16 protein-coding genes are annotated in these 17,092 nt (G+C 73.0%); 9 read left to right on the top strand and 7 right to left on the bottom strand.

Going from position 1 to position 17,092, the window contains the following annotated elements; genetic code table 11:
- The first annotated feature begins 68 nt into the window (after positions 1–68).
- The 3 genes from ACFVT2_RS35530 to ACFVT2_RS35520 all read left to right on the top strand — a co-directional run bounded on the left by ACFVT2_RS35530 (position 69) and on the right by ACFVT2_RS35520 (position 2,560).
- Entirely contained in the window at positions 69–1,220 is a 1,152-nt protein-coding gene (locus tag ACFVT2_RS35530) for a lipid-transfer protein (protein ID WP_390024871.1), read from the top strand.
- A gap of 72 nt (positions 1,221–1,292) precedes the next feature.
- Complete coding sequence (locus ACFVT2_RS35525) at positions 1,293–1,775, top strand: Zn-ribbon domain-containing OB-fold protein (protein WP_390024838.1); 483 nt, start codon at positions 1,293–1,295, stop codon at positions 1,773–1,775.
- Complete coding sequence (locus ACFVT2_RS35520; protein WP_390024836.1) at positions 1,772–2,560, top strand: enoyl-CoA hydratase/isomerase family protein; 789 nt, start codon at positions 1,772–1,774, stop codon at positions 2,558–2,560. Before ACFVT2_RS35525 ends, ACFVT2_RS35520 begins: the two co-directional genes overlap by 4 nt.
- 37 nt (positions 2,561–2,597) lie before the next feature.
- Here ACFVT2_RS35520 and ACFVT2_RS35515 read toward each other — a convergent pair whose 3' ends face one another.
- The gene (locus ACFVT2_RS35515) at positions 2,598–3,173 is read right to left on the bottom strand and encodes a hypothetical protein (RefSeq protein ID WP_390024834.1); all 576 of its coding nucleotides are present in this window, start codon (positions 3,171–3,173) and stop codon (positions 2,598–2,600) included.
- Positions 3,174–3,382: 209 nt separating this feature from the next.
- Between ACFVT2_RS35515 and ACFVT2_RS35510 the strand changes: the two genes are divergently transcribed.
- Entirely contained in the window at positions 3,383–4,156 is a 774-nt protein-coding gene (locus tag ACFVT2_RS35510) for a hypothetical protein (protein ID WP_390024832.1), read from the top strand.
- Between the two features lie 12 nt (positions 4,157–4,168).
- Here the strand turns inward: ACFVT2_RS35510 and ACFVT2_RS35505 are convergent, their stop codons facing one another.
- On the bottom strand, positions 4,169–6,682 hold the full coding sequence (locus ACFVT2_RS35505; RefSeq protein WP_390024830.1) for a PQQ-binding-like beta-propeller repeat protein: 2,514 nt from the start codon (positions 6,680–6,682) through the stop codon (positions 4,169–4,171).
- 801 nt (positions 6,683–7,483) lie between these two features.
- Between ACFVT2_RS35505 and ACFVT2_RS35500 the strand changes: the two genes are divergently transcribed.
- The gene (locus ACFVT2_RS35500; RefSeq protein ID WP_100607574.1) at positions 7,484–8,131 is read left to right on the top strand and encodes a TetR family transcriptional regulator; all 648 of its coding nucleotides are present in this window, start codon (positions 7,484–7,486) and stop codon (positions 8,129–8,131) included.
- 334 nt (positions 8,132–8,465) lie between these two features.
- Here ACFVT2_RS35500 and ACFVT2_RS35495 read toward each other — a convergent pair whose 3' ends face one another.
- Both ACFVT2_RS35495 and ACFVT2_RS35490 read right to left on the bottom strand, forming a co-directional pair.
- Positions 8,466–8,936 carry a nitroreductase family deazaflavin-dependent oxidoreductase gene (locus ACFVT2_RS35495; protein WP_390024828.1) on the bottom strand — a complete coding sequence of 157 codons (471 nt, stop codon included), beginning with the start codon at positions 8,934–8,936 and terminating at the stop codon, positions 8,466–8,468.
- A complete protein-coding gene (locus ACFVT2_RS35490; protein ID WP_390024826.1) occupies positions 8,936–10,300 on the bottom strand; it encodes an acyl-CoA dehydrogenase family protein in 1,365 nt (454 codons plus the stop codon). The genes ACFVT2_RS35495 and ACFVT2_RS35490 overlap by 1 nt, the downstream gene beginning before the upstream one ends.
- A 221-nt stretch (positions 10,301–10,521) precedes the next feature.
- Between ACFVT2_RS35490 and ACFVT2_RS35485 the strand changes: the two genes are divergently transcribed.
- Both ACFVT2_RS35485 and ACFVT2_RS35480 read left to right on the top strand, forming a co-directional pair.
- On the top strand, positions 10,522–11,712 hold the full coding sequence (locus tag ACFVT2_RS35485) for an acetyl-CoA acetyltransferase (protein WP_390024825.1): 1,191 nt from the start codon (positions 10,522–10,524) through the stop codon (positions 11,710–11,712).
- A gap of 166 nt (positions 11,713–11,878) precedes the next feature.
- Complete coding sequence (locus ACFVT2_RS35480) at positions 11,879–12,697, top strand: pyridoxal 5'-phosphate synthase (RefSeq protein WP_390024823.1); 819 nt, start codon at positions 11,879–11,881, stop codon at positions 12,695–12,697.
- A gap of 127 nt (positions 12,698–12,824) precedes the next feature.
- Here ACFVT2_RS35480 and ACFVT2_RS35475 read toward each other — a convergent pair whose 3' ends face one another.
- The 3 genes from ACFVT2_RS35475 to ACFVT2_RS35465 all read right to left on the bottom strand — a co-directional run bounded on the left by ACFVT2_RS35475 (position 12,825) and on the right by ACFVT2_RS35465 (position 14,906).
- On the bottom strand, positions 12,825–13,313 hold the full coding sequence (locus ACFVT2_RS35475) for a GNAT family N-acetyltransferase (protein WP_390024821.1): 489 nt from the start codon (positions 13,311–13,313) through the stop codon (positions 12,825–12,827).
- Positions 13,314–13,475: 162 nt separating this feature from the next.
- Positions 13,476–13,988, bottom strand: a complete 513-nt coding sequence (locus tag ACFVT2_RS35470) for a Zn-ribbon domain-containing OB-fold protein (RefSeq protein ID WP_390024819.1) — start codon at positions 13,986–13,988, stop codon at positions 13,476–13,478.
- A 345-nt stretch (positions 13,989–14,333) separates the two neighbouring features.
- Positions 14,334–14,906 (bottom strand): TetR/AcrR family transcriptional regulator, encoded by a 573-nt coding sequence (locus ACFVT2_RS35465; RefSeq protein ID WP_390024817.1) that lies wholly within the window; start codon positions 14,904–14,906, stop codon positions 14,334–14,336.
- A 71-nt stretch (positions 14,907–14,977) separates the two neighbouring features.
- Here ACFVT2_RS35465 and ACFVT2_RS35460 point away from each other — a divergent pair, with 71 nt between their 5' ends.
- Positions 14,978–15,871, top strand: coding sequence for an NADP-dependent oxidoreductase (locus tag ACFVT2_RS35460; RefSeq protein WP_390024815.1), 894 nt, complete (start codon positions 14,978–14,980; stop codon positions 15,869–15,871).
- Between the two features lie 97 nt (positions 15,872–15,968).
- On the top strand, positions 15,969–17,072 hold the full coding sequence (locus ACFVT2_RS35455; protein WP_390024813.1) for an FAD-dependent oxidoreductase: 1,104 nt from the start codon (positions 15,969–15,971) through the stop codon (positions 17,070–17,072).
- The last annotated feature ends 20 nt before the right edge of the window (positions 17,073–17,092 follow it).

Below are 17,092 nucleotides of genomic sequence, written 5' to 3'. Positions count from 1 at the left end.
CTGACTGTCCGTCAGATTAGCGGTAGCCTCCTCCGCTGTCAGCAGTGACGCCGACCACGGAGGTGGCGATGGGGGCGACCCTCAAGGACGCTACGGCGATCGTCGGTATCGGACAGACACCCTTTGCCAAACAACTCCAGGAATCCGAGAAGACCTTGGCGTGCCGGGCGATCGTCGCGGCCCTGGACGACGCCGGGATCGCCCCGTCGGAGGTGGACGCCTTCGCCTCGTACACCATGGAGGAGACCGACGAGGTCGAGGTCGCCAAGTCCATCGGCGCCGGGGACGTCACCCACTTCTCCAAGGTCGGCTACGGCGGCGGCGGTTCCTGCGCCACGGTGGCGCACCTGGCCGCCGCCATCGCCACCGGGCAGGCGAGCGTCGGCGTCGCCTGGCGGTCCCGCAAACGCGGCTCCGGACCGCGGCCGTGGACCAACACCCGCGCCCAACTCCCCACCCCGGGACAGTGGACCCGGCCCTTCGGCCTGCTCCGCCCCGCCGACGAGATCGGCATGCTGGCCCGGCGCTACATGCACGAATACGGCGCCACCCGCGACCACTTCTTCAACGTCGCCCTCGCCTGCCGCAACCGCGCCAACCAGAACCCGGCCGCGATGATGTACGACCGCCCGCTGACCCGCGAGATGTACATGACCGCCCGCTGGATCAGCGAACCGCTCTGCCTCTTCGACAACTGCCTGGAGACCGACGGCGCGCTGGCCTGCGTCGTGGTCTCCGCCGAACGGGCCCGCGACTGCCGCCAGCGCCCCGCCTATGTCCACGCCGCCGCCCAGGGCCTGCCCGCCCAGCACCACGGCATGGTCAACTACTGGAACGACGACCCGCTCACCGGCCCGGCCTGGACCGCCGCCCGCCACCTCTGGAAGGGCGCCGACCTGGGACCGCAGGACGTGGACGTGGCGCAGATCTATGACGCGTTCACCCCCCTGATACCCCTCTCCCTGGAGGGCTACGGCTTCTGCGGACGCGGCGAGGGCGCGGCCTTCACCGAGGGCGGCGCCCTGGAGATCGGCGGCCGACTCCCCCTCAACACCGGCGGCGGCGGCCTCTCCGAGGCGTATGTGCACGGCTTCAACCTCATCACCGAAGGCGTCCGCCAGCTGCGCGGCACCAGCACCGCACAGGTCCCGGACGCCGCCACCTGCCTCGTCACCGCGGGCGAGGGCGTGCCCACCTCCGCACTGCTGCTGAGGAGTTGATACGCGATGCGCGCAGACCACTCCCCGGGCGGGACCGCCGCCGGGACCGGATCCGTAACCGTCCGTGATTCCATGACCACAAGCCTGCCACCCGCCACTGACAATCCCCCGGACCCCGGCGCTGACCTGCTACTTCCCGTCCCCGACGAGGACGGGGCGCCGTTCTGGGAGTACGCGGCCCGCGGCGAACTCCGCGTGCAGACCTGCACCGACTGCGACGAACCGCGCTTCCCGCCCCGCCCCTGCTGCCCGCACTGCCAGTCGTTCACCGCCCACTGGCAGCGGATGAGCGGCCGCGGCCGGATCTGGTCGTACGTCATGCCCCACCCGCCACTGCTGCCCGCCTACGCCGCCCAGGCCCCCTACAACGCGATCATCGTGGAGCTGGCCGAGGCCCCGCGGATCCGCCTGGTGGGCAACCTCGTCACCACCCCGGACGCCGCCCTGAACTCCGTCGACCCGGCCCGGCTGCGCATCGGCGCCCCGGTGAAGGCGGTCTTCCACCCAATGCCCGGCGGGGTGACCGTCCCCCGCTGGGTCCTGGAGCGGCCGTGACGTCCCCCGGGGTCCGCACCGAGACCGCCGACGGGGTCGCCCTGGTCACCCTGGACCGCCCCGCCCGGCACAACGCCCTCGACCTCGCCACCGCCGCCGAACTCGCCTCCCTCTGGCGGGAGTTCCGCTTCGACGACACGGTACGGGCGGCGGTGATCACCGGCGCCGGCGGCCGCGCCTTCTGCACCGGCATCGACCGCACCGCCGACGTGCCCCAGCCGTCCTCCCCGTTCTCCCTCGACGACCCGCTGCTCCGGATCGGCCCGAAGGCCAACGACCTGTGGAAACCGGTGCTCGCCGCGGTCGAGGGGATGGCCTGCGGCGGCGCCTTCTACCTCCTGGGCGAGGCGGAGTTCATCATCGCCGCCGAGCACGCCACCTTCTTCGACCCGCACACCACCTACGGGATGGTCAGCGCCTACGAGTCCATCCTCATGGCACAGCGCATGCCCTACGGGGAGATCGCCCGGCTCGCCCTGATGGGCAGCGCGGAACGGCTCGGGGCCCGGCGCGCCCACGCCATCGGCCTGGTCTCCGAGCTGACCCCGCCCGGCGCCGCCGCGGAGACCGCGCTGCGCCGCGCCGCGGTGCTGGCCGCTCAGCCCACCGAGGCCGTCCAGGGCACCGTCCGCGCCCTGTGGGCCGCCAAGGAAGCCACCCGGGCGCAGGCCCTGGCGCACGCCCCGCAGCTGATCGCGCTGGGCAACCTGCCGCCGGACCGCCAGACCGCCCTGTTCACCGCCCGCCCACGGAACACCGGGGACGCCCCGCCACCCGTCAGATGACCCGCCGCGCACCGGGCACGTCACCGCCGGACCGGCCTCACATCTTGGTCTTCTGCGCCCGGGTGATCTGGCAGGTGTACGAGAACGCCTGCCAGGACGACTGGTTCAGCGTGTACTTGGCGGTGTAGGTCTCGGTCGCGCCGGGCGCCACCACGACGCTGCGCTGGTGCTCCCCGTAGGTCGAGCCGTCCGCCGGCCGGTCCTTCATCCAGTCGATCCGCATGTCGTAGGAGTACGAGCTGGTCGTGGACGGGTTGGTGATGGAGAGCGTGTAGGTGAACTGGCGCAGCGAGGAGGAGAAGTCGCAGCCGCTGCCGCGGACGTCGGACCGCCCGTCCGGGTCGAAGGTCTCCTCCGTCGGCGACGGCGAGTAGCTGTCGTAGCCGGGCGTGTCCGTCGGCGTCGGGTGCAACGGGTCGTAGCTACTGGAGGAGGGCGACGCCGTCGCCCAGTCCGGCGGCGGCACGTTGACCTTGGGCCGGCCGAACGCACAGCCGGCGACCGTGGCGAGCGTGACCGCCGCCACCGCGACCGCGAGCCCCGCCCTGACCCCCCTCCGGACCCGGTCCGCGGTGCCTCCGGCGGCCGTGCCCGTATGCGTGCGCTGCTCCATGTTCTTCGCCCATCCCCCGTTGCTACGTTCAAGACCCGCCACCCTCAGGGTTGACGCGTGCACGGCACCCTAGCAAGAGCAGGGGACGCCCCGTACGGGCCCCTCAGCGGACTCGGGCCGCATCCGGCCGTGCTTGTCTAGCGGGGGCAGACGGGCAGGCGTAGCGTCGGTCACGGGACGACGGGACGAGTCGAAACGAGGCGACGCCGGTGGTGCGCAACGTTCTCGGCTCCCTGATCGCCCTCATCGGAGCGACGGCCGCCGTCTGGAGCCCCTTCCGTCCCTGGTACGACGGCCGTCACGGCAGCGACGTCCGGATCGAGGACCTCTTCAACGGCCTCACGGACAACGGCGCCACGCTCTTCGGCTCCCTGGTGCTCCCGATGGTCTTCGCCGGGCTGCTGACGCTGATCGGCGTGGCGCTGCGCTCCCGATGGGTCATCACCCTCGCCGGGCTGGTGGTCCTCGGCTTCACCATCCTGTGGATGGTCCGCCAGGGCCAGAGCGCGGGCGAACTCACCGCCGGCACACACGGGCTGGGCGTCGGCGTCGCCAACGCCATGGGCGGCGGCGCCCTGCTGATCCTGAGCGCCCTCGTCATGCGCGGGCGCACCCGCCGGGTCCCCGCGGACGAGGACGAGGACTACGAGGACTATGGGGGCTACGGGGACTACGGGGACCAAGCCGCGCCCCATCGCCCGCCGCCCGACACCTGGGACCCCGGCCACCAGCCCACCCAGGAGTGGCACCCGGAGCCCTACCGCCCCGCACCCCCCGCCGCGGCACCGACCGGGCCGACCCGACCGATCCGGCCGCATGCGCCGACGCCGCCCGTGGAGTGGGGCCGCAACCAGCGCCCACCGGGACCCGAGCACGGCCAGGACGACCGGCCGACCCAACCGACCCGACCGGACTGGCCGACCCCGCCCGACGGGCCGGAGGCACCGGGCGACCCCGGACCGACCGGTCCGCACCGGCCCTGAGGCCACGAGGCCCTACGGGCGCCGGGCCAGGCCCGTCCCCTTGGCGGCGTCCAGCGCGTACACACAGCGGTCCTTGCTGCAGGCGTAGACCACTCCGCCGACCGCCACCGGCGAACCGGTGATCTCACCACCGGTGGCCAGCTTCCAGCGCAGCTGACCGCCCATCGCGTCGAGGGTGTACAGACAGTGGTCGGCGGAGCCGAAGTGCACCCGGCCCTCGGCGACGACCGGGGAGCCCACCACCTCGGCGCCCGCCTGGAAGCGCCAGCGCGGGGTGCCGGTCACCGCGTCGAGGGTGTAGAGCGCCTTGCCGCTGCCCAGGTGGACGGCGCCGTGCGCGACCAGGACCGGTTCGCTGGACTGGCGGGCCTCGGTGGCGATCCGCCAGCGGTCCCGGCCGTCCGCCGCGTCGAGGGCGTAGACCGTGCCCAGATAGTCGGCGAGGTAGAGGCCGCCGCCGGTGACGGCGGGGCCGGGCGCGAAGGCAGGCGGGCTCAGGAAGACCGCGGGCGCCTCGAAGTGCCAGCGCACATCGCCGCGGGCGGCGTCGAGGGCCAGCACCCGGGTGCCGGCGACCACGTACACCATGCCGTCCGACGCCGGCAGCAGCCGCATCGGGACGCCGCCGCAGGACGCCGCGTCGCCCACCGGGTACGACCAGCGCTCGACGCCGGTGCGCGCCTCCAGCGCCTTCAGCCGGGCGTCGGCCCAGACGTAGACCGTGCCGTCGTGCTGCACGGGCGCGGCCTCGGGGCTCTCGAAGTCGGTCTGGGCGCCGGTGAGCTCCCACAGCAGCTCACCGGTGGTGGCCTCCCACGCCTGGATGCCGCCGCCCCGGGTGCTGGTGACGACGGTGCCGCGGTCGGCGGTCAGGGCGTAGATCCACCCCTCGCTGCTCAGCCGCCAGCGCTCGCTGCCGTCGTCGGCGTCCAGGGCGTAGAGGGTGGGGCCGTCCGAGGCGTGGATCCGGCCGTCGGCGACCGCCATCGCCCAGGCGACGTCGCGGGTCTTGAACTTCCGCCGGCCGCTCGCCACATCGAGGGCGTGCACCTCGAACGAGGTGACGTAGAGCAGCTCACCGGCGACCACCGGGGTGCCCCAGACGTCGTTCGACATCCGGAACCGCCAGGGGCGCCAACGGCCCGGCTCGGCGGGCGGTGCCTCCGGCGGGGCGGCCGGGGCGAGGTCACCTTGGCCACCGCTGCCCGTGGCCGCGCCCTGCTGCGGCACCCCGCCCGGCGGAGCGCCGGCCGGCGGCCGGACCCAGTTCGTCGCGGCGGCCGCTCCGCGCTGCTGCTGCGGGGTGTCGGTGGCGCGCGGTCCGGGCCCTATCGGGGCGGGCGAGCCGCCGAGCCGTACGGGACCGCCGGAGCCCTCCAGGGGCGGCGCACCCCCCAGGCCGGCGGCCTGCGGCACCGGGGCCGCCGCGCCGCGGGGGTCGGCGGCGCGGTGCGCACCGGGACCGGCACCGATCCGGCCGGGCCAGCCGTCGGCGGCCGGCCGGCCGCTCTCGGCCCGCTGCGCCACGGGCTGCGGCGGGGCCTGCGGCACGGGCGGCGCGGGCTCCGGGCGGCCGGCGTCGCGGGGCGCGGCGGCGGACCGCGGGGTGCTCGGCGCCACGGCGCCCCGGCCGCCGCCGCGCCGCCGCTCGATGAGCGCCACGGCGCCGGGCGGCAGCCAGGCCGACGCGGTGCCGCTGTCGTCGCTGCCGGAGCTGAAGAGGTGCGGTGCCAGTTGGGACTGGAGATCGGCCGGGGACGGCCGGTGGGCCGCCTCCATCTGCATACAGGAGTCCATGAGCGGCCGGAGGTCGTCCGGCAGTCCGGCCAGGTCGGGGCCTTCCCGCAGCAGCATGAAGACCGTCTCGACGGGGTTGGCGCCGTGGAACGGCGCGTGCCCGGTGGCGGCGAAGACCAGGGTGGAGCCGAGCGAGAAGACGTCGCTGGCGCCGGTGACGCTGCGGGAGTCGCGGGCCTGCTCCGGCGACATGTACGCGGGCGTGCCGACGGCCACGTTGGTCATCGTCAGCCGGGTGTTGGACACCCCGGAGGCGATGCCGAAGTCGATCACCCGGGGGCCGTCCTCGACCACCAGGACGTTCGACGGCTTCAGGTCGCGGTGGACGAGGCCGGCGCCGTGGATGGACTGGAGCGCCTCCGCGATGCCGGCGGCGAGCCAGCGCACCGCCTGGACCGGCAGCGGCCCGCACTCATTGACTATCTCTTCCAGGGAGGGCGCGGGCACGTACGCGGTCGCGAGCCACGGCACGGCAGCCCTCGGGTCGGCGTCGACCACGGCCGCGGTGTAGAAGCCGCTGACCGCGCGGGCCGCCTCCACCTCGCGGGTGAACCGGACCCGGAACAGCTGGTCCTCGGCGAGTTCGGTACGGACCGTCTTGATCGCCACTCGCCGGCCGGACGCCGACCGCGCCAGATAGACCAGGCCCATGCCGCCGGCCCCGAGACGGCCAAGGACCTCGAACGGGCCGATCCGCCGGGGATCGTGCTGCGTCAGCTGCTCCACCACTTGCCTGCCACCTCCCCGTGGGGCATAAAACGAGACTCTCAATAGCCACGAGCCGCCGAGAGCCACCGCCCCGCGCAGCGTCTCACCGCCTGGCCGAAACGGCCGTACGCACCCTGATTCTTCCTGGCCGGCCGGGCGGTTGCGAACCCGGGGCCTGTCGGCCGTGTCCCGACTCACCCCCTGCGGTACGCAACAAGGCCATTACCCGGCGTATTCCACCCCGCCCTGACGTGCTCCGATACGTCCGGGGACGGGCGATTGCCGCAGGGTTACCGGCCAGTTGCGGCCCGCCTAAGGGCGAGGTTCGCGGAATTTCCGCCGCTCATCGCCCCATCCGGACGGACGGATTCCGCCCGGGCGGTCGAGCGGCAGGACCCCCGTCGCCGCACCGGCACCGGTCGGACGTCCACACCGGCGACCGGTCCCCCGTGGCCGAAATCGTTCCATTTCCCCGCCCGTATCCGTACGCATGCCTTCCCCCGCGGCTCACTCTGCGTCAATGGATCAATTCTGCGCCGCCGACGGCGATTTCGCGGCTGTGACACCGCGCACGACGCAAGGATTCCCGCCCGACGGCCACCGGACGCCCGACACCCCCGCACCGACCTCTTATCCACCGAAGTTGTCCACAGCCTGTTGATAACAGCATTCACTGGATCGGACCAATGGTCGTGCACCTGGTTCCGGCGGCGACCAGGCCCGCAACCAGGGCGGGAACAGGCACCGGACGCCCCGAACTCCCCCGTCCCCATTTGCAGGCAGCCAAATCGCGCTCCGATCACCCCTCGGTAAGCTGACGGCATGACAGGACAAGTTCGAACCGTCGACGGCAGAGTTGCCGGCCGCCGCGGACAGGCGACGCGGCAAAAGCTTCTCGACTGCCTCAGTGAAATGCTCAGTTCGTCCCCCTATCGGGACGTCAAAGTCATCGATGTGGCCCGAAAAGCGGGCACTTCACCCGCGACGTTCTATCAGTACTTCCCGGATGTCGAAGGCGCGGTCCTCGAAATCGCCGAAGAGATGGCGAAAGAGGGCGCGAGCCTGACCAATCTGGTCGCCGAACGCTCCTGGGTGGGCAAGTCCGGTTGGCAGGCCGCCGAGGAACTGGTCGACGGCTTCCTCTCCTTCTGGCGCAAGCACGACGCGATCCTGCGCGTCGTCGACCTGGGTGCCGCCGAGGGCGACAAGCGGTTCTACAAGATCCGCATGAAGATCCTCAACGCGGTCACCAACTCCCTTACGGAGTCCATCCAGGAGCTCCAGGCCAAGAACAAGGTCGACAAGGACGTGAGCGCGGCGGCCATGGCCGGCTCCATCGTCGCCATGTTGGCGGCGGTCGCCGGCCACCAGAAGGGCTTCCAGAGCTGGGGCGTCAAGCAGGCCGACCTCAAGCCCAACCTGGCGCTGCTGGTGCACTTCGGCGTCACCGGCAAGAAGCCCACCAAGTAACGGGCCACCCGCACGCCCGGGCCCAGCGGGTCCGCGTCGGGATCACCGCACCACAGCACCACCGCGCAACAGCACCACCGAGATCGCCGCACCACCGGGATCGCCGTCACGCCGCTCCCATCGAGCCGAGCGCTGAGCCGCAACGCCGCGCCTCAGTCGCCGCTCCGCCGCCGAGGAAGCCACGGCCTCCTCGATGTCCCGGCGTTTCCGGGACAGTTCACGCTCCGTCCTGTGTCCGTCCTGCCATAGCCGTATCCCACACGCAGCGGGTGCCGACCGCCCTCCAGGGGCCGTACGGCACCCGCGCGTGCGTCACGGCCCGGGTCCGACCTGGTCAGCGCCGGTCCAGCCGGAACAGCCGGATCTCCCGTTCCACCCGCGCCTGATAGGCCGCGTACGGCGGCCAGAACTCCAGCGCCGCCCGCCAGGCCCGCTCGCGCTCCTCCCCGGTGAGCAGCCGGGCCCGTACCGGGATGTCCCGCCCCCGCCAACTGACCTCCGCCTCCGGATTCTTGAGGAGGTTCCCGGTCCAGGCCGGATGCCCCGGGCGGCCGAAGTTGCTGCCGATCAGCAGCCAACCCCCGTCGTCCTGCGGCATACAGGCCAACGGGGTGCTCCGCGGCAGCCCGCTCCGGGCACCGGTCGCGGTCAGTACGACGCCGGGCAGCATCCGGGTGCTGAGCAGTGTCTTCCCGCCGGACAGCCGGTGGACGGCGCGGTCCAGCACGGGGATGACGTGCGGCGCGATCCGCGCGAACGTCCGGGTCGAGGAGATCTTCTGCACCAGGCGGGTACGCCGGTCCATCAGGCACCGACCGCCGCTCGCACCGCCGGGCCGGCGAGGGCGTCCGCGCCCACCCCGGTGGCCGTCCCGTTCCCCGCCCCGAACAGGCCCGCCTGTTCGGCCGCCCGGGCCCGCAGCCGGTGCACCGGCCCCAGCAGCAGCTCGTCGCAGGCCGCCCGCTTGAAGTAGAGGTGCGCCGCGTGCTCCCAGGTGAAGCCGAGCCCGCCGTGCAGCTGCACCGCCTCGGCGGCCACCGCGCGCAGTGTCTCCAGCGCCTGGGCCAGCGCCAGTGCGCCCACCCCTGGTTCGGGGCGTCCGCCGCCGGCCGCCCAGGCCGCGTAGTACGCCGCCGAGCGCGCCGCCTGCACCGCCACGTACAGGTCGGCGAGCCGGTGCTGCACCGCCTGGAAGGAGCCGATCGGCCGGCCGAACTGGGTGCGCTCCTTGACGTAGCCGACCGTACGGGACAGCGCCGCGTCGGCCGCGCCGACCGCCTCGGCCGCCAGGCACGCGGCCGCCGTCGCCCCGGTGGCGGCCAGCGCCGCGGCCACCGCGTCCGCGGCGCCGTCACCCCCGGACGGGTCCTCCCCCAGCAACTCGGCTTCCACTTCGCGGAGTTCGATACGGGCCTGCGGCCGGGTCTCGTCCATCGCGGTCTGCCGGGTCCGCAGCAGCCCGGGCGCCTCTTTGCCGTCCGGCCCCGTCGCCCGGACGGTGAAGAGCAGGGTGCGACTGCGCGCGAAGCCGCCGGTGTGCGCGGCGACCACCAGGACGTCCGCGGTGTGCCCGTCGAGGACCTGCCCGGCCTCCCCGTAGAGCCGCCAGGCACCGCCCGCCCGTCGCCCACCACCACCGTTCGGCGACGACTCCCCCGGACTCTGTCCGCGGGTACCCCCATCGCGCTCCTGTGAGAACCGTGCCTGGATTCCGCCGGCCCGGCCGCCGCCGGCCCAGTCGCCGTCGTTGGGCCCGGTCAGCGCCAGCGCGGTGGCCAGTTGCCCGCCCGGTACGACGAGGGTGGCGGTCGACTCCCCGGCGGCGAGGGCCGGCAGCAGTGCGGCGCGCCGGCGCTCCCCGCCCAGCGCCAGGATCAGCGGTGCGGCGAGCACCGCGGTGCCGATCAGTGGGGCGGGGAGCACGGCGCGGCCGGTCTCCTCGCAGGCCAGGGCGAGTTCGGTGGGTCCGCAGCCGGCCCCGCCGTACGCGGTGGGCAGGGCGAGGCCGGGCAGTCCCAGCTGCCCGGCGAGCTGCCGCCACAGCGCCTCGTCATAGCCCGCCGGGGTGCGGACCGCCGCCCTGACCTCGTCCGGGCCGCAGCGTTTGTCCAGCAGTGCGCGCAGGGTGCGGCGGATCTCGTCCTGCTCCTCGGTGAACGCGGCATCCATCGGCGGGCTCCTCCCGGCCGTGCGGCGACGCCCGTCCGCTCGGACGGGGTCCGATCTGACGGGTCGTCATGTTAGGGGGGAGGGTGCCACTTTCCTAGAGAAGGGCGCCCGAAGCATCCCACTGGAGTACGCGCCTTCGGGGCATCTGCCAGGGCCGAGCGCCTTCCGTCGCCCCCTGCCCGCCCTGCCCGCCCCGCCAAATCTGATGTACCGTCAGATTCATGAGGCTGACGCCAGGGACCCCTTCCCGGAACCGCAAGGTCGCCGTCGCCGGAGTCGCACTGTCCGACTGCGGACGGGTGGACGAGGCCACCCCCTACGCCCTGCACGCCCAGGCCGCCCGCCGGGCGCTCGCCGACTCCGGACTCGACCGGTCGGTGATCGACGGCTTCGCCTCGGCCGGGCTCGGCACCCTCGCCCCCGTCGAGGTCGCGGAATACCTGGGACTGCGCCCCACCTGGGTGGACTCCACCTCGGTCGGCGGCGCCACCTGGGAGGTGATGGCCGCACACGCCGCCGACGCCATCGCGGCCGGCCACGCCAACGCCGTCCTCCTGGTCTACGGCTCCACCGCCCGCGCCGACATCAAGGCGAAGCGCCGCACCGCCAACCTCTCCTTCGGCGCCCGCGGCCCGCTCCAGTTCGAAGTCCCCTACGGACACACCCTGATCGCCAAATACGCCATGGCCGCCCGCCGCCATCAGCACCAGTACGGGACGACCCTGGAACAGCTCGCCCAGATAGCCGTCCAGGCACGGGCCAACGCGGCCACCAACCCGGACGCCATGTACCGCGAGCCGATCACCGTGGACGAGGTGCTGTCCGGGCCGATGATCGCCGACCCGTTCACCAAACTGCACTGCTGCATCCGCTCCGACGGCGGCTGCGCGGTGCTGCTCGTCGCCGAGGACTACGTGCCCGACCTCGCCAAACGCCCCGTCTGGGTACTCGGTTCCGGCACCGCCGCCTCGCACACCACCATGGCGGAGTGGGCGGACTTCACCGTCTCCCCCGCCGCCGTCTCCGGCCGGCTCGCCTTCCAACGGGCCGGCGTCCGCCCCGCCGAGATCGACCTCGCCGAGATCTACGACGCCTTCACCTACATGACCCTGGTGACCCTGGAGGACCTGGGTTTCTGCGCCAAGGGGGAGGGCGGGGCGTTCGTCGAGAAGGGGCGGCTGCTGCGGGACGGCGAACTGCCGGTCAACACCGACGGCGGCGGACTGGCCGCCTGCCACCCCGGCATGCGGGGGCTGTTCCTCCTGGTCGAGGCGGTCCGGCAGCTGCGCGGCGAGGCCGGCCCGGACCGCCAGGTCCGCAAACCGGACGGCGCCCTGCCGCAGCTCGCCGTGGCGTCCGGCACCGGCGGCTGGTTCTGCTCGTCGGGGACGGTGGTGTTGGGGCGGGGGTAGGCCCCGCCCCTGCCCTCTTACCTGCCGGAGGCCGGGGCGGCCCGCGCGATCACGCCCAAGGGCTGCCCCGCACCGGCGGCGGCTCCCGGTACGGCCGCGCCGGGCCCCACCGCCGCCTCCGGCCCGCGCCCCGGGCACCGCGGGCGCCCCGCGTACGCTGCCTGACATGCCCGATCACACGGATCACCGCGCCGCCGGGGCCACTCCGGAACCCGTCCCGTCATCGGACCCCGCCCGGTCAGCGGCCCCCGAGCCGGCACCGGAAGTCGACGCCCGGGCCGACGCCGACGCCAAGGCCGACAACGTCGACGCCAACGCCGACGCCGACACCCGTGCCTTCCGTACCCTGCTGCGCGGCCTGCGGGTCTGGGAGAGCGAGCTGCCGTCCTTCGCGGCTCGGCGGGCGCCCGCCGAGCCGTTGCCGCTCTTCCGACAGTGGCTGTCCGAGGCCGCCGAGGCCGGCGTTCCCGAGCCGCACACCATGTCCCTGGCCACGGCGGACGCGGCCGGCGACCCGTCCGTGCGGATCGTGATGCTGCACGATGCGGACGAGCACGGCTGGCACTTCGGCACCCACCGCGACAGCCGCAAGGGCCGCGAACTGGCCGCCCGCCCGCGGGCCGCGCTGGCCTTCTACTGGCCGGCGGTCGGCCGCCAGGTACGGGTCCGGGGCACGGTGACCGCGGCCGGCCCGGAGGAGAGCGCGGCCGATCTGCACCACCGCTCCACGGGCGCGCTGGCCGCCGCCCTGGTGGGCCGCCAGAGCGAGGTGCTCGGCTCGGCCGAGGAACTGGCCCGCGCCGCGGACGCCGCCTGGGAGCGCGCCGCGCGCGAACCGGACGCCCCGGTCCCGAGTTGGACGCTCTACGTGCTGCGCGCCGACGAGGTCGAGTTCTTCCAGGGCGATCCGCACCGGCGTCAGCACGTACGGCTCAACTACCGCCGTACGGAGGGTGGTTGGGAGAAGGAACTGCTCTGGCCGTGAGGTCGGCACACACCCCGGGCCGACAGGATGCGGCGGCGCGGTGGCGACGGGCGCGGTGGCGACACCTCGGGGCGTCGCCACCTCGGGGCGTCGCCACCTGCGGCTACGGGGACGTCGCCACCTGCGGCTACAACCGCTGGTACATGATGTGCAGCCCCACATAGCCCTGAGTGGGGTGATGGAAGCCCTCGGGGATGGTGGTCATGATCCGGAAGCCGAGGGACTGCCAGAGGGCGACCGCGCCGGTGTTGGCCGCCACCACCGCGTTGAACTGCATCCCCCGGTAGCCCTCGGCGCGGGCCCAGGCCAGTGCGTGCTCGCCCAGGGCCCGCCCGATGCCGCGCCGGCGGTACTGCGGGTCGACCATGAAACTGGCGCTGGCGATGTGCGCGGCGTTGCCCATCTGGTTGGGGTTCATCTTGGCCGAGCCGAGCACCGCCCCGGAGTCGTCTACGGCGACCACCGTGCGGCCGGGCGGTCGGAGCATCCAGAGGTCGCGGGCCGTCGGCTCGTCGATGTCCACGGGATAGCTGAAGGTCTCGCCGGCTCGTACGACGGACCGGAAGAAGGGCCAGATCGCCGGCCAGTCGGCCGCATTTGCCTCTCGGATCAGCACCGGGACAGCCTCCCCGAGACACCCCCGGGCCGCCACTCAATTACCCGACGCCCACCACCCGACGGGCATCGACACCCGGCTGTCGGCAACCGACGGGCGCCGACCGCCACCGGGCACCGACCGCCGGCGAGGCGCACCCCGGGCGGCCGCACCGGCGCGCCCTCACACCGGCCGGAACACCGGAATCGCGCACCCGCCGTCCCCCGCCGGACCGCCACCGCCCCCCACCCCGGACCCGGCGCGGAAGTGCACCGCGAGCGGCATCCCGATCCGCAGGTCCGGCTCCGCGCAGTCCGTGACCTCGGTCATCATCCGTGGCCCCTCGGCGAGTTCGACGACGGCCGCGACGTACGGGACCCGGTCGCCGAACGGCGGGAGGTCGTTGCGGTGCACGACGGACCAGGTGTAGAGGGTCGCGCGGCCGGTGGCCGGCTCCCAGGTGACGTCCTCGCTCCAGCAGTGCGGACAGAACTCGCGCGGGTAGTGGTGCACGGCCCCGCACCCCTCGGCCCGGCACCGGCGCAGCAGCAGCCGCCCTTCGGCCGCCGCGGCCCAGTACGGCCGGGTGAAGGCGTCCACCTCCGGCAGATCGAACCGCACCTCCGCGCGCCCCACCGCGCCCGCGCCCTGCGACCGCCCCGCGTCCCCGGCACGCGCCGTCTCCCGCGCAGTCATCCGGCCACCCCCCTCCACGCCCAACCCCTGAATCCTGACGGTACGTCAGTTCAGCCCATCGCCCGCCCGACCGCAAGGGGGCCGGCACGCCGACCCCCATCCCCACCCCGCCCGTGCAGGGTCTCGCGGCTGGTGTCGGAGATCGCCCTCGTGACCTGCAGGTTCTTCCGCAGTCTCACGTCGTGCCGGACGTCGGAGTCTCAACTTCGCATCGTTTCATCGACGGTCCGTCTTGATCGGATCGGATGTCATTCCGAGACGAGTTGGCTCGTGCGGAACCAGAGTTCGTGCTGAGGCCCCGTCCGGCTCTGGAATCACTGCTCGCCAGCAGCCTCACCTAGAAGGTCAGGTGACTTCCCAGGCCGCCTCGATCATCTGAAAGATCTCGTCCAGCGCGGCGTCCGGGTCGGCCGCCTCGTGGGCCAGCGCATAGGCGTCGATCACGAACCTCGCGATCGTCCGGCAGGCCGTTGCGCTCTGTGACAGGTCGGGATCGGCGACGAGGGCCGTGGCCAGCGACTCCGCGTAGCGCAGCCGCATCGACTCCTCGTACTCCCGCAGGGCACGTGACGCGTCGATCATGCGGTATATCGGGGCGGCGCCGTCCCCCGTGCAGTGCCGGACCATGGCCTGGATCTCGCGGCGCAGCGCGGGGATGAGTGGCTCGTGCGGCCTCCGGCCGGTGACCACCTGCGTGAGGCGCTGCTCGAAGTTCTCGTCCTGCTCGAAGACCAGGGCCTCTTTCGAGGCGAAGTGGGAGAAGAGCGTGGTGACGGCCACGTCGGCCTCGGCGGCCACGTCACGGATGCCCACCGCGTCGTACCCGCGCTCCAGGAAGAGCCGCAGGGCGGTATCGGCGATCTTCTGGCGGGTCGCGGCCTTCTTGCGTTCACGGCGTCCGGTCGTCGGCACGGTCATGCCGCTGACACTACCAAATCCAAAGGAGTAGCAGTTTCTAAACCATAACCGTTAGTGTTACGGTCGGCCGCATGAAGAGAGTGAGCTTCGCCGAGTTCGGCGGTCCCGACGTTCTCCACCTCGAAGACGCCGAGGAGCCCCACGCGGGCCCCGGCCAGATACGCGTCGCCGTGCGGGCGGCGGGCGTGAACCCGGTCGACTGGCGGATCCGTGAAGGCCAGTTCCAGAAGGTCCGCCCGGTCGAGTTGCCCGCCGGAGTCGGGCAGGACGCCTCCGGGGTGGTGGACGAGGTCGGCGAGGGCGTCGAAGGGGTCGAGGTCGGTGACCGCGTGTTCGGGCGAGGCTCAAGTACGTATGCCGAGTTCGCCGTCCTCGCGGCCTGGGCCCGGATGCCCGAGAGCCTGACCTTCGAAGAGGCGGCCGGGTACCCCTCCGTCGTGGAGACCGCGCTGCGCATCATCGGTCAGGCCGGTGTGCGGTCCGGGCAAACGCTGCTGGTCAGCGGCGCGTCCGGGGGAGTTGGATCGGCGGTCCTCCAGATCACCCACGAGCGCGGCATCACGGTGATCGGCACGGCCGGAGCCGCGAACCAGGAGTATCTGCGGAGCCTGGGCGCCCTCGCCACGACGTACGGCGAGGGCTGGGTCGAGCGGGTGCGGCGGCTGGGACAGGTCGACGCGGCGCTCGATCTGGCCGGGTCAGGCGTGATCCGCGAGCTCGTCGAGCTGACCGGGGATCCGCGGAGGGTGGTCTCCATCGCCGACCTGGGTGCGCCGGAACTCGGTGCCCGGTACTCCGGCGTGACCGGGAACGTTCCGCAAGCCCTCGCCGAGGCCGTCCGTCTCATCACGCGGGGAAAGCTCCACATACCGGTCGAGAAGTCGTACCCGCTCGCCGAGGCCCCGGCGGCACACATCGACAGCCAGGCCGGTCACACGCGCGGGCGCCGGGTCATCGTCGTCTGAGCCGTTCCCTGCCCGGTCGCACGGCCCGGCGAGCTGCCTTCCTTCCAGCGACCCTGCCGGGGCCCACCCGGCAGGTGTGCGACACGCAAGGAGCCCCATGCACACTCCTGTCACGATCATCGGCGCCGGACTCGGCGGCCTCGTCCTGGCCCGCGTCCTGCACCTCCACGGCATCCCGGTCACGGTCTACGAGGCGGAGTCCTCCCCGACGGCGCGTTCGCAGGGCGGGATGCTCGACATCCACGACCACAACGGCCAACTCGCCCTCAAGGCAGCCGGACTGATGGACGAGTTCCGCGGCCTCACCCTGGAGGGCCGCCAAGCGATACGGCTCCTGGACCACAACGGAACCGTCCTGTTCGACAAGGCCGACGACGGCACGGGCGAAAGCCCCGAGGTACAGCGCGGCGAGCTGCGACAGATCCTGCTGGACGCACTCCCCGACGGCACCGTCCGATGGGGCCACAAGGCCACTGGCGTCCGCGCCCTCACCGAGGGCCGCCACGAGGTGACCTTCGCAGGCGCCGCCGCCGTCGTCACGAACCTGCTGGTCGGCGCGGACGGCGCATGGTCACGAGTCCGACCGCTGCTCTCCGACGCCACACCCGAATATGTCGGCCGGTCCTTCGTCGAGACCTACCTGCACGACGCCGACACCCGGCACCCGGCCGCCGCGAAAGCGGTCGGCGGCGGGACACTCGTCGCGCTCGACCCGGACGGGAACGGGAAGTGGCTCGTGGCTCACCGGGAGAAGAGCGGGGTCCTCCGCACCTACATCACACTGGCCAAGCCGCAGGACTGGTTCGCAACCATCGATTTCACCGATGCCGCCGCAGCCGCCGAGCGGATCGCGGAGGAGTACGACGGCTGGGCACCGGAACTCACCGCCCTGATCACCGCCGGCCAGACCGCACCGGTCCTGCGCCCCCTCCACGCCCTGCCGGTCGGGCACCGCTGGGACCGGGTGCCGGGAGTGACCCTGCTCGGCGACGCCGCCCACCTCTCAACCCCCAACGGTGAAGGCGCCAACCTGGCCATGCAGGACGGTGCCGAACTCGGAAAGGCCCTAGCCGCACACCCCGACGACATCGAGACCGCCCTCACCTCATACGAACAAGCGCTGTTCCCCCGCAGCGCCGCGGGCCGCCGCCGAAGTCGCCCACAACCCCACGCCCCAGGACGTGATCAATTTCTTCACTGACCGGGACCAAGCGGGAATCT

Origin of the sequence: Streptomyces sp. NPDC058000, from assembly GCF_042886435.1 — a bacterium.
Classification (GTDB): Bacteria; Actinomycetota; Actinomycetes; order Streptomycetales; family Streptomycetaceae; genus Streptomyces.
Note: the sequence above shows the minus strand (reverse complement) of the source record. Positions and strands in the feature narration are given on the sequence as shown.

What these genes read in the sequence shown, in the direction of transcription:
- ACFVT2_RS35530 (WP_390024871.1), top strand. Translation starts at nt 69, where the DNA reads ATGGGGGCGACCCTCAAGGACGCTACGGCGATCGTCGGTATCGGACAG.
- ACFVT2_RS35525 (WP_390024838.1), top strand. Translation starts at nt 1,293, where the DNA reads ATGACCACAAGCCTGCCACCCGCCACTGACAATCCCCCGGACCCCGGC.
- ACFVT2_RS35515 (WP_390024834.1), bottom strand. Translation starts at nt 3,173, where the DNA reads ATGGAGCAGCGCACGCATACGGGCACGGCCGCCGGAGGCACCGCGGAC.
- ACFVT2_RS35500 (WP_100607574.1), top strand. Translation starts at nt 7,484, where the DNA reads ATGACAGGACAAGTTCGAACCGTCGACGGCAGAGTTGCCGGCCGCCGC.
- ACFVT2_RS35495 (WP_390024828.1), bottom strand. Translation starts at nt 8,936, where the DNA reads ATGGACCGGCGTACCCGCCTGGTGCAGAAGATCTCCTCGACCCGGACG.
- ACFVT2_RS35490 (WP_390024826.1), bottom strand. Translation starts at nt 10,300, where the DNA reads ATGGATGCCGCGTTCACCGAGGAGCAGGACGAGATCCGCCGCACCCTG.
- ACFVT2_RS35485 (WP_390024825.1), top strand. Translation starts at nt 10,522, where the DNA reads ATGAGGCTGACGCCAGGGACCCCTTCCCGGAACCGCAAGGTCGCCGTC.
- ACFVT2_RS35480 (WP_390024823.1), top strand. Translation starts at nt 11,879, where the DNA reads ATGCCCGATCACACGGATCACCGCGCCGCCGGGGCCACTCCGGAACCC.
- ACFVT2_RS35470 (WP_390024819.1), bottom strand. Translation starts at nt 13,988, where the DNA reads ATGACTGCGCGGGAGACGGCGCGTGCCGGGGACGCGGGGCGGTCGCAG.
- ACFVT2_RS35465 (WP_390024817.1), bottom strand. Translation starts at nt 14,906, where the DNA reads ATGACCGTGCCGACGACCGGACGCCGTGAACGCAAGAAGGCCGCGACC.
- ACFVT2_RS35460 (WP_390024815.1), top strand. Translation starts at nt 14,978, where the DNA reads ATGAAGAGAGTGAGCTTCGCCGAGTTCGGCGGTCCCGACGTTCTCCAC.
- ACFVT2_RS35455 (WP_390024813.1), top strand. Translation starts at nt 15,969, where the DNA reads ATGCACACTCCTGTCACGATCATCGGCGCCGGACTCGGCGGCCTCGTC.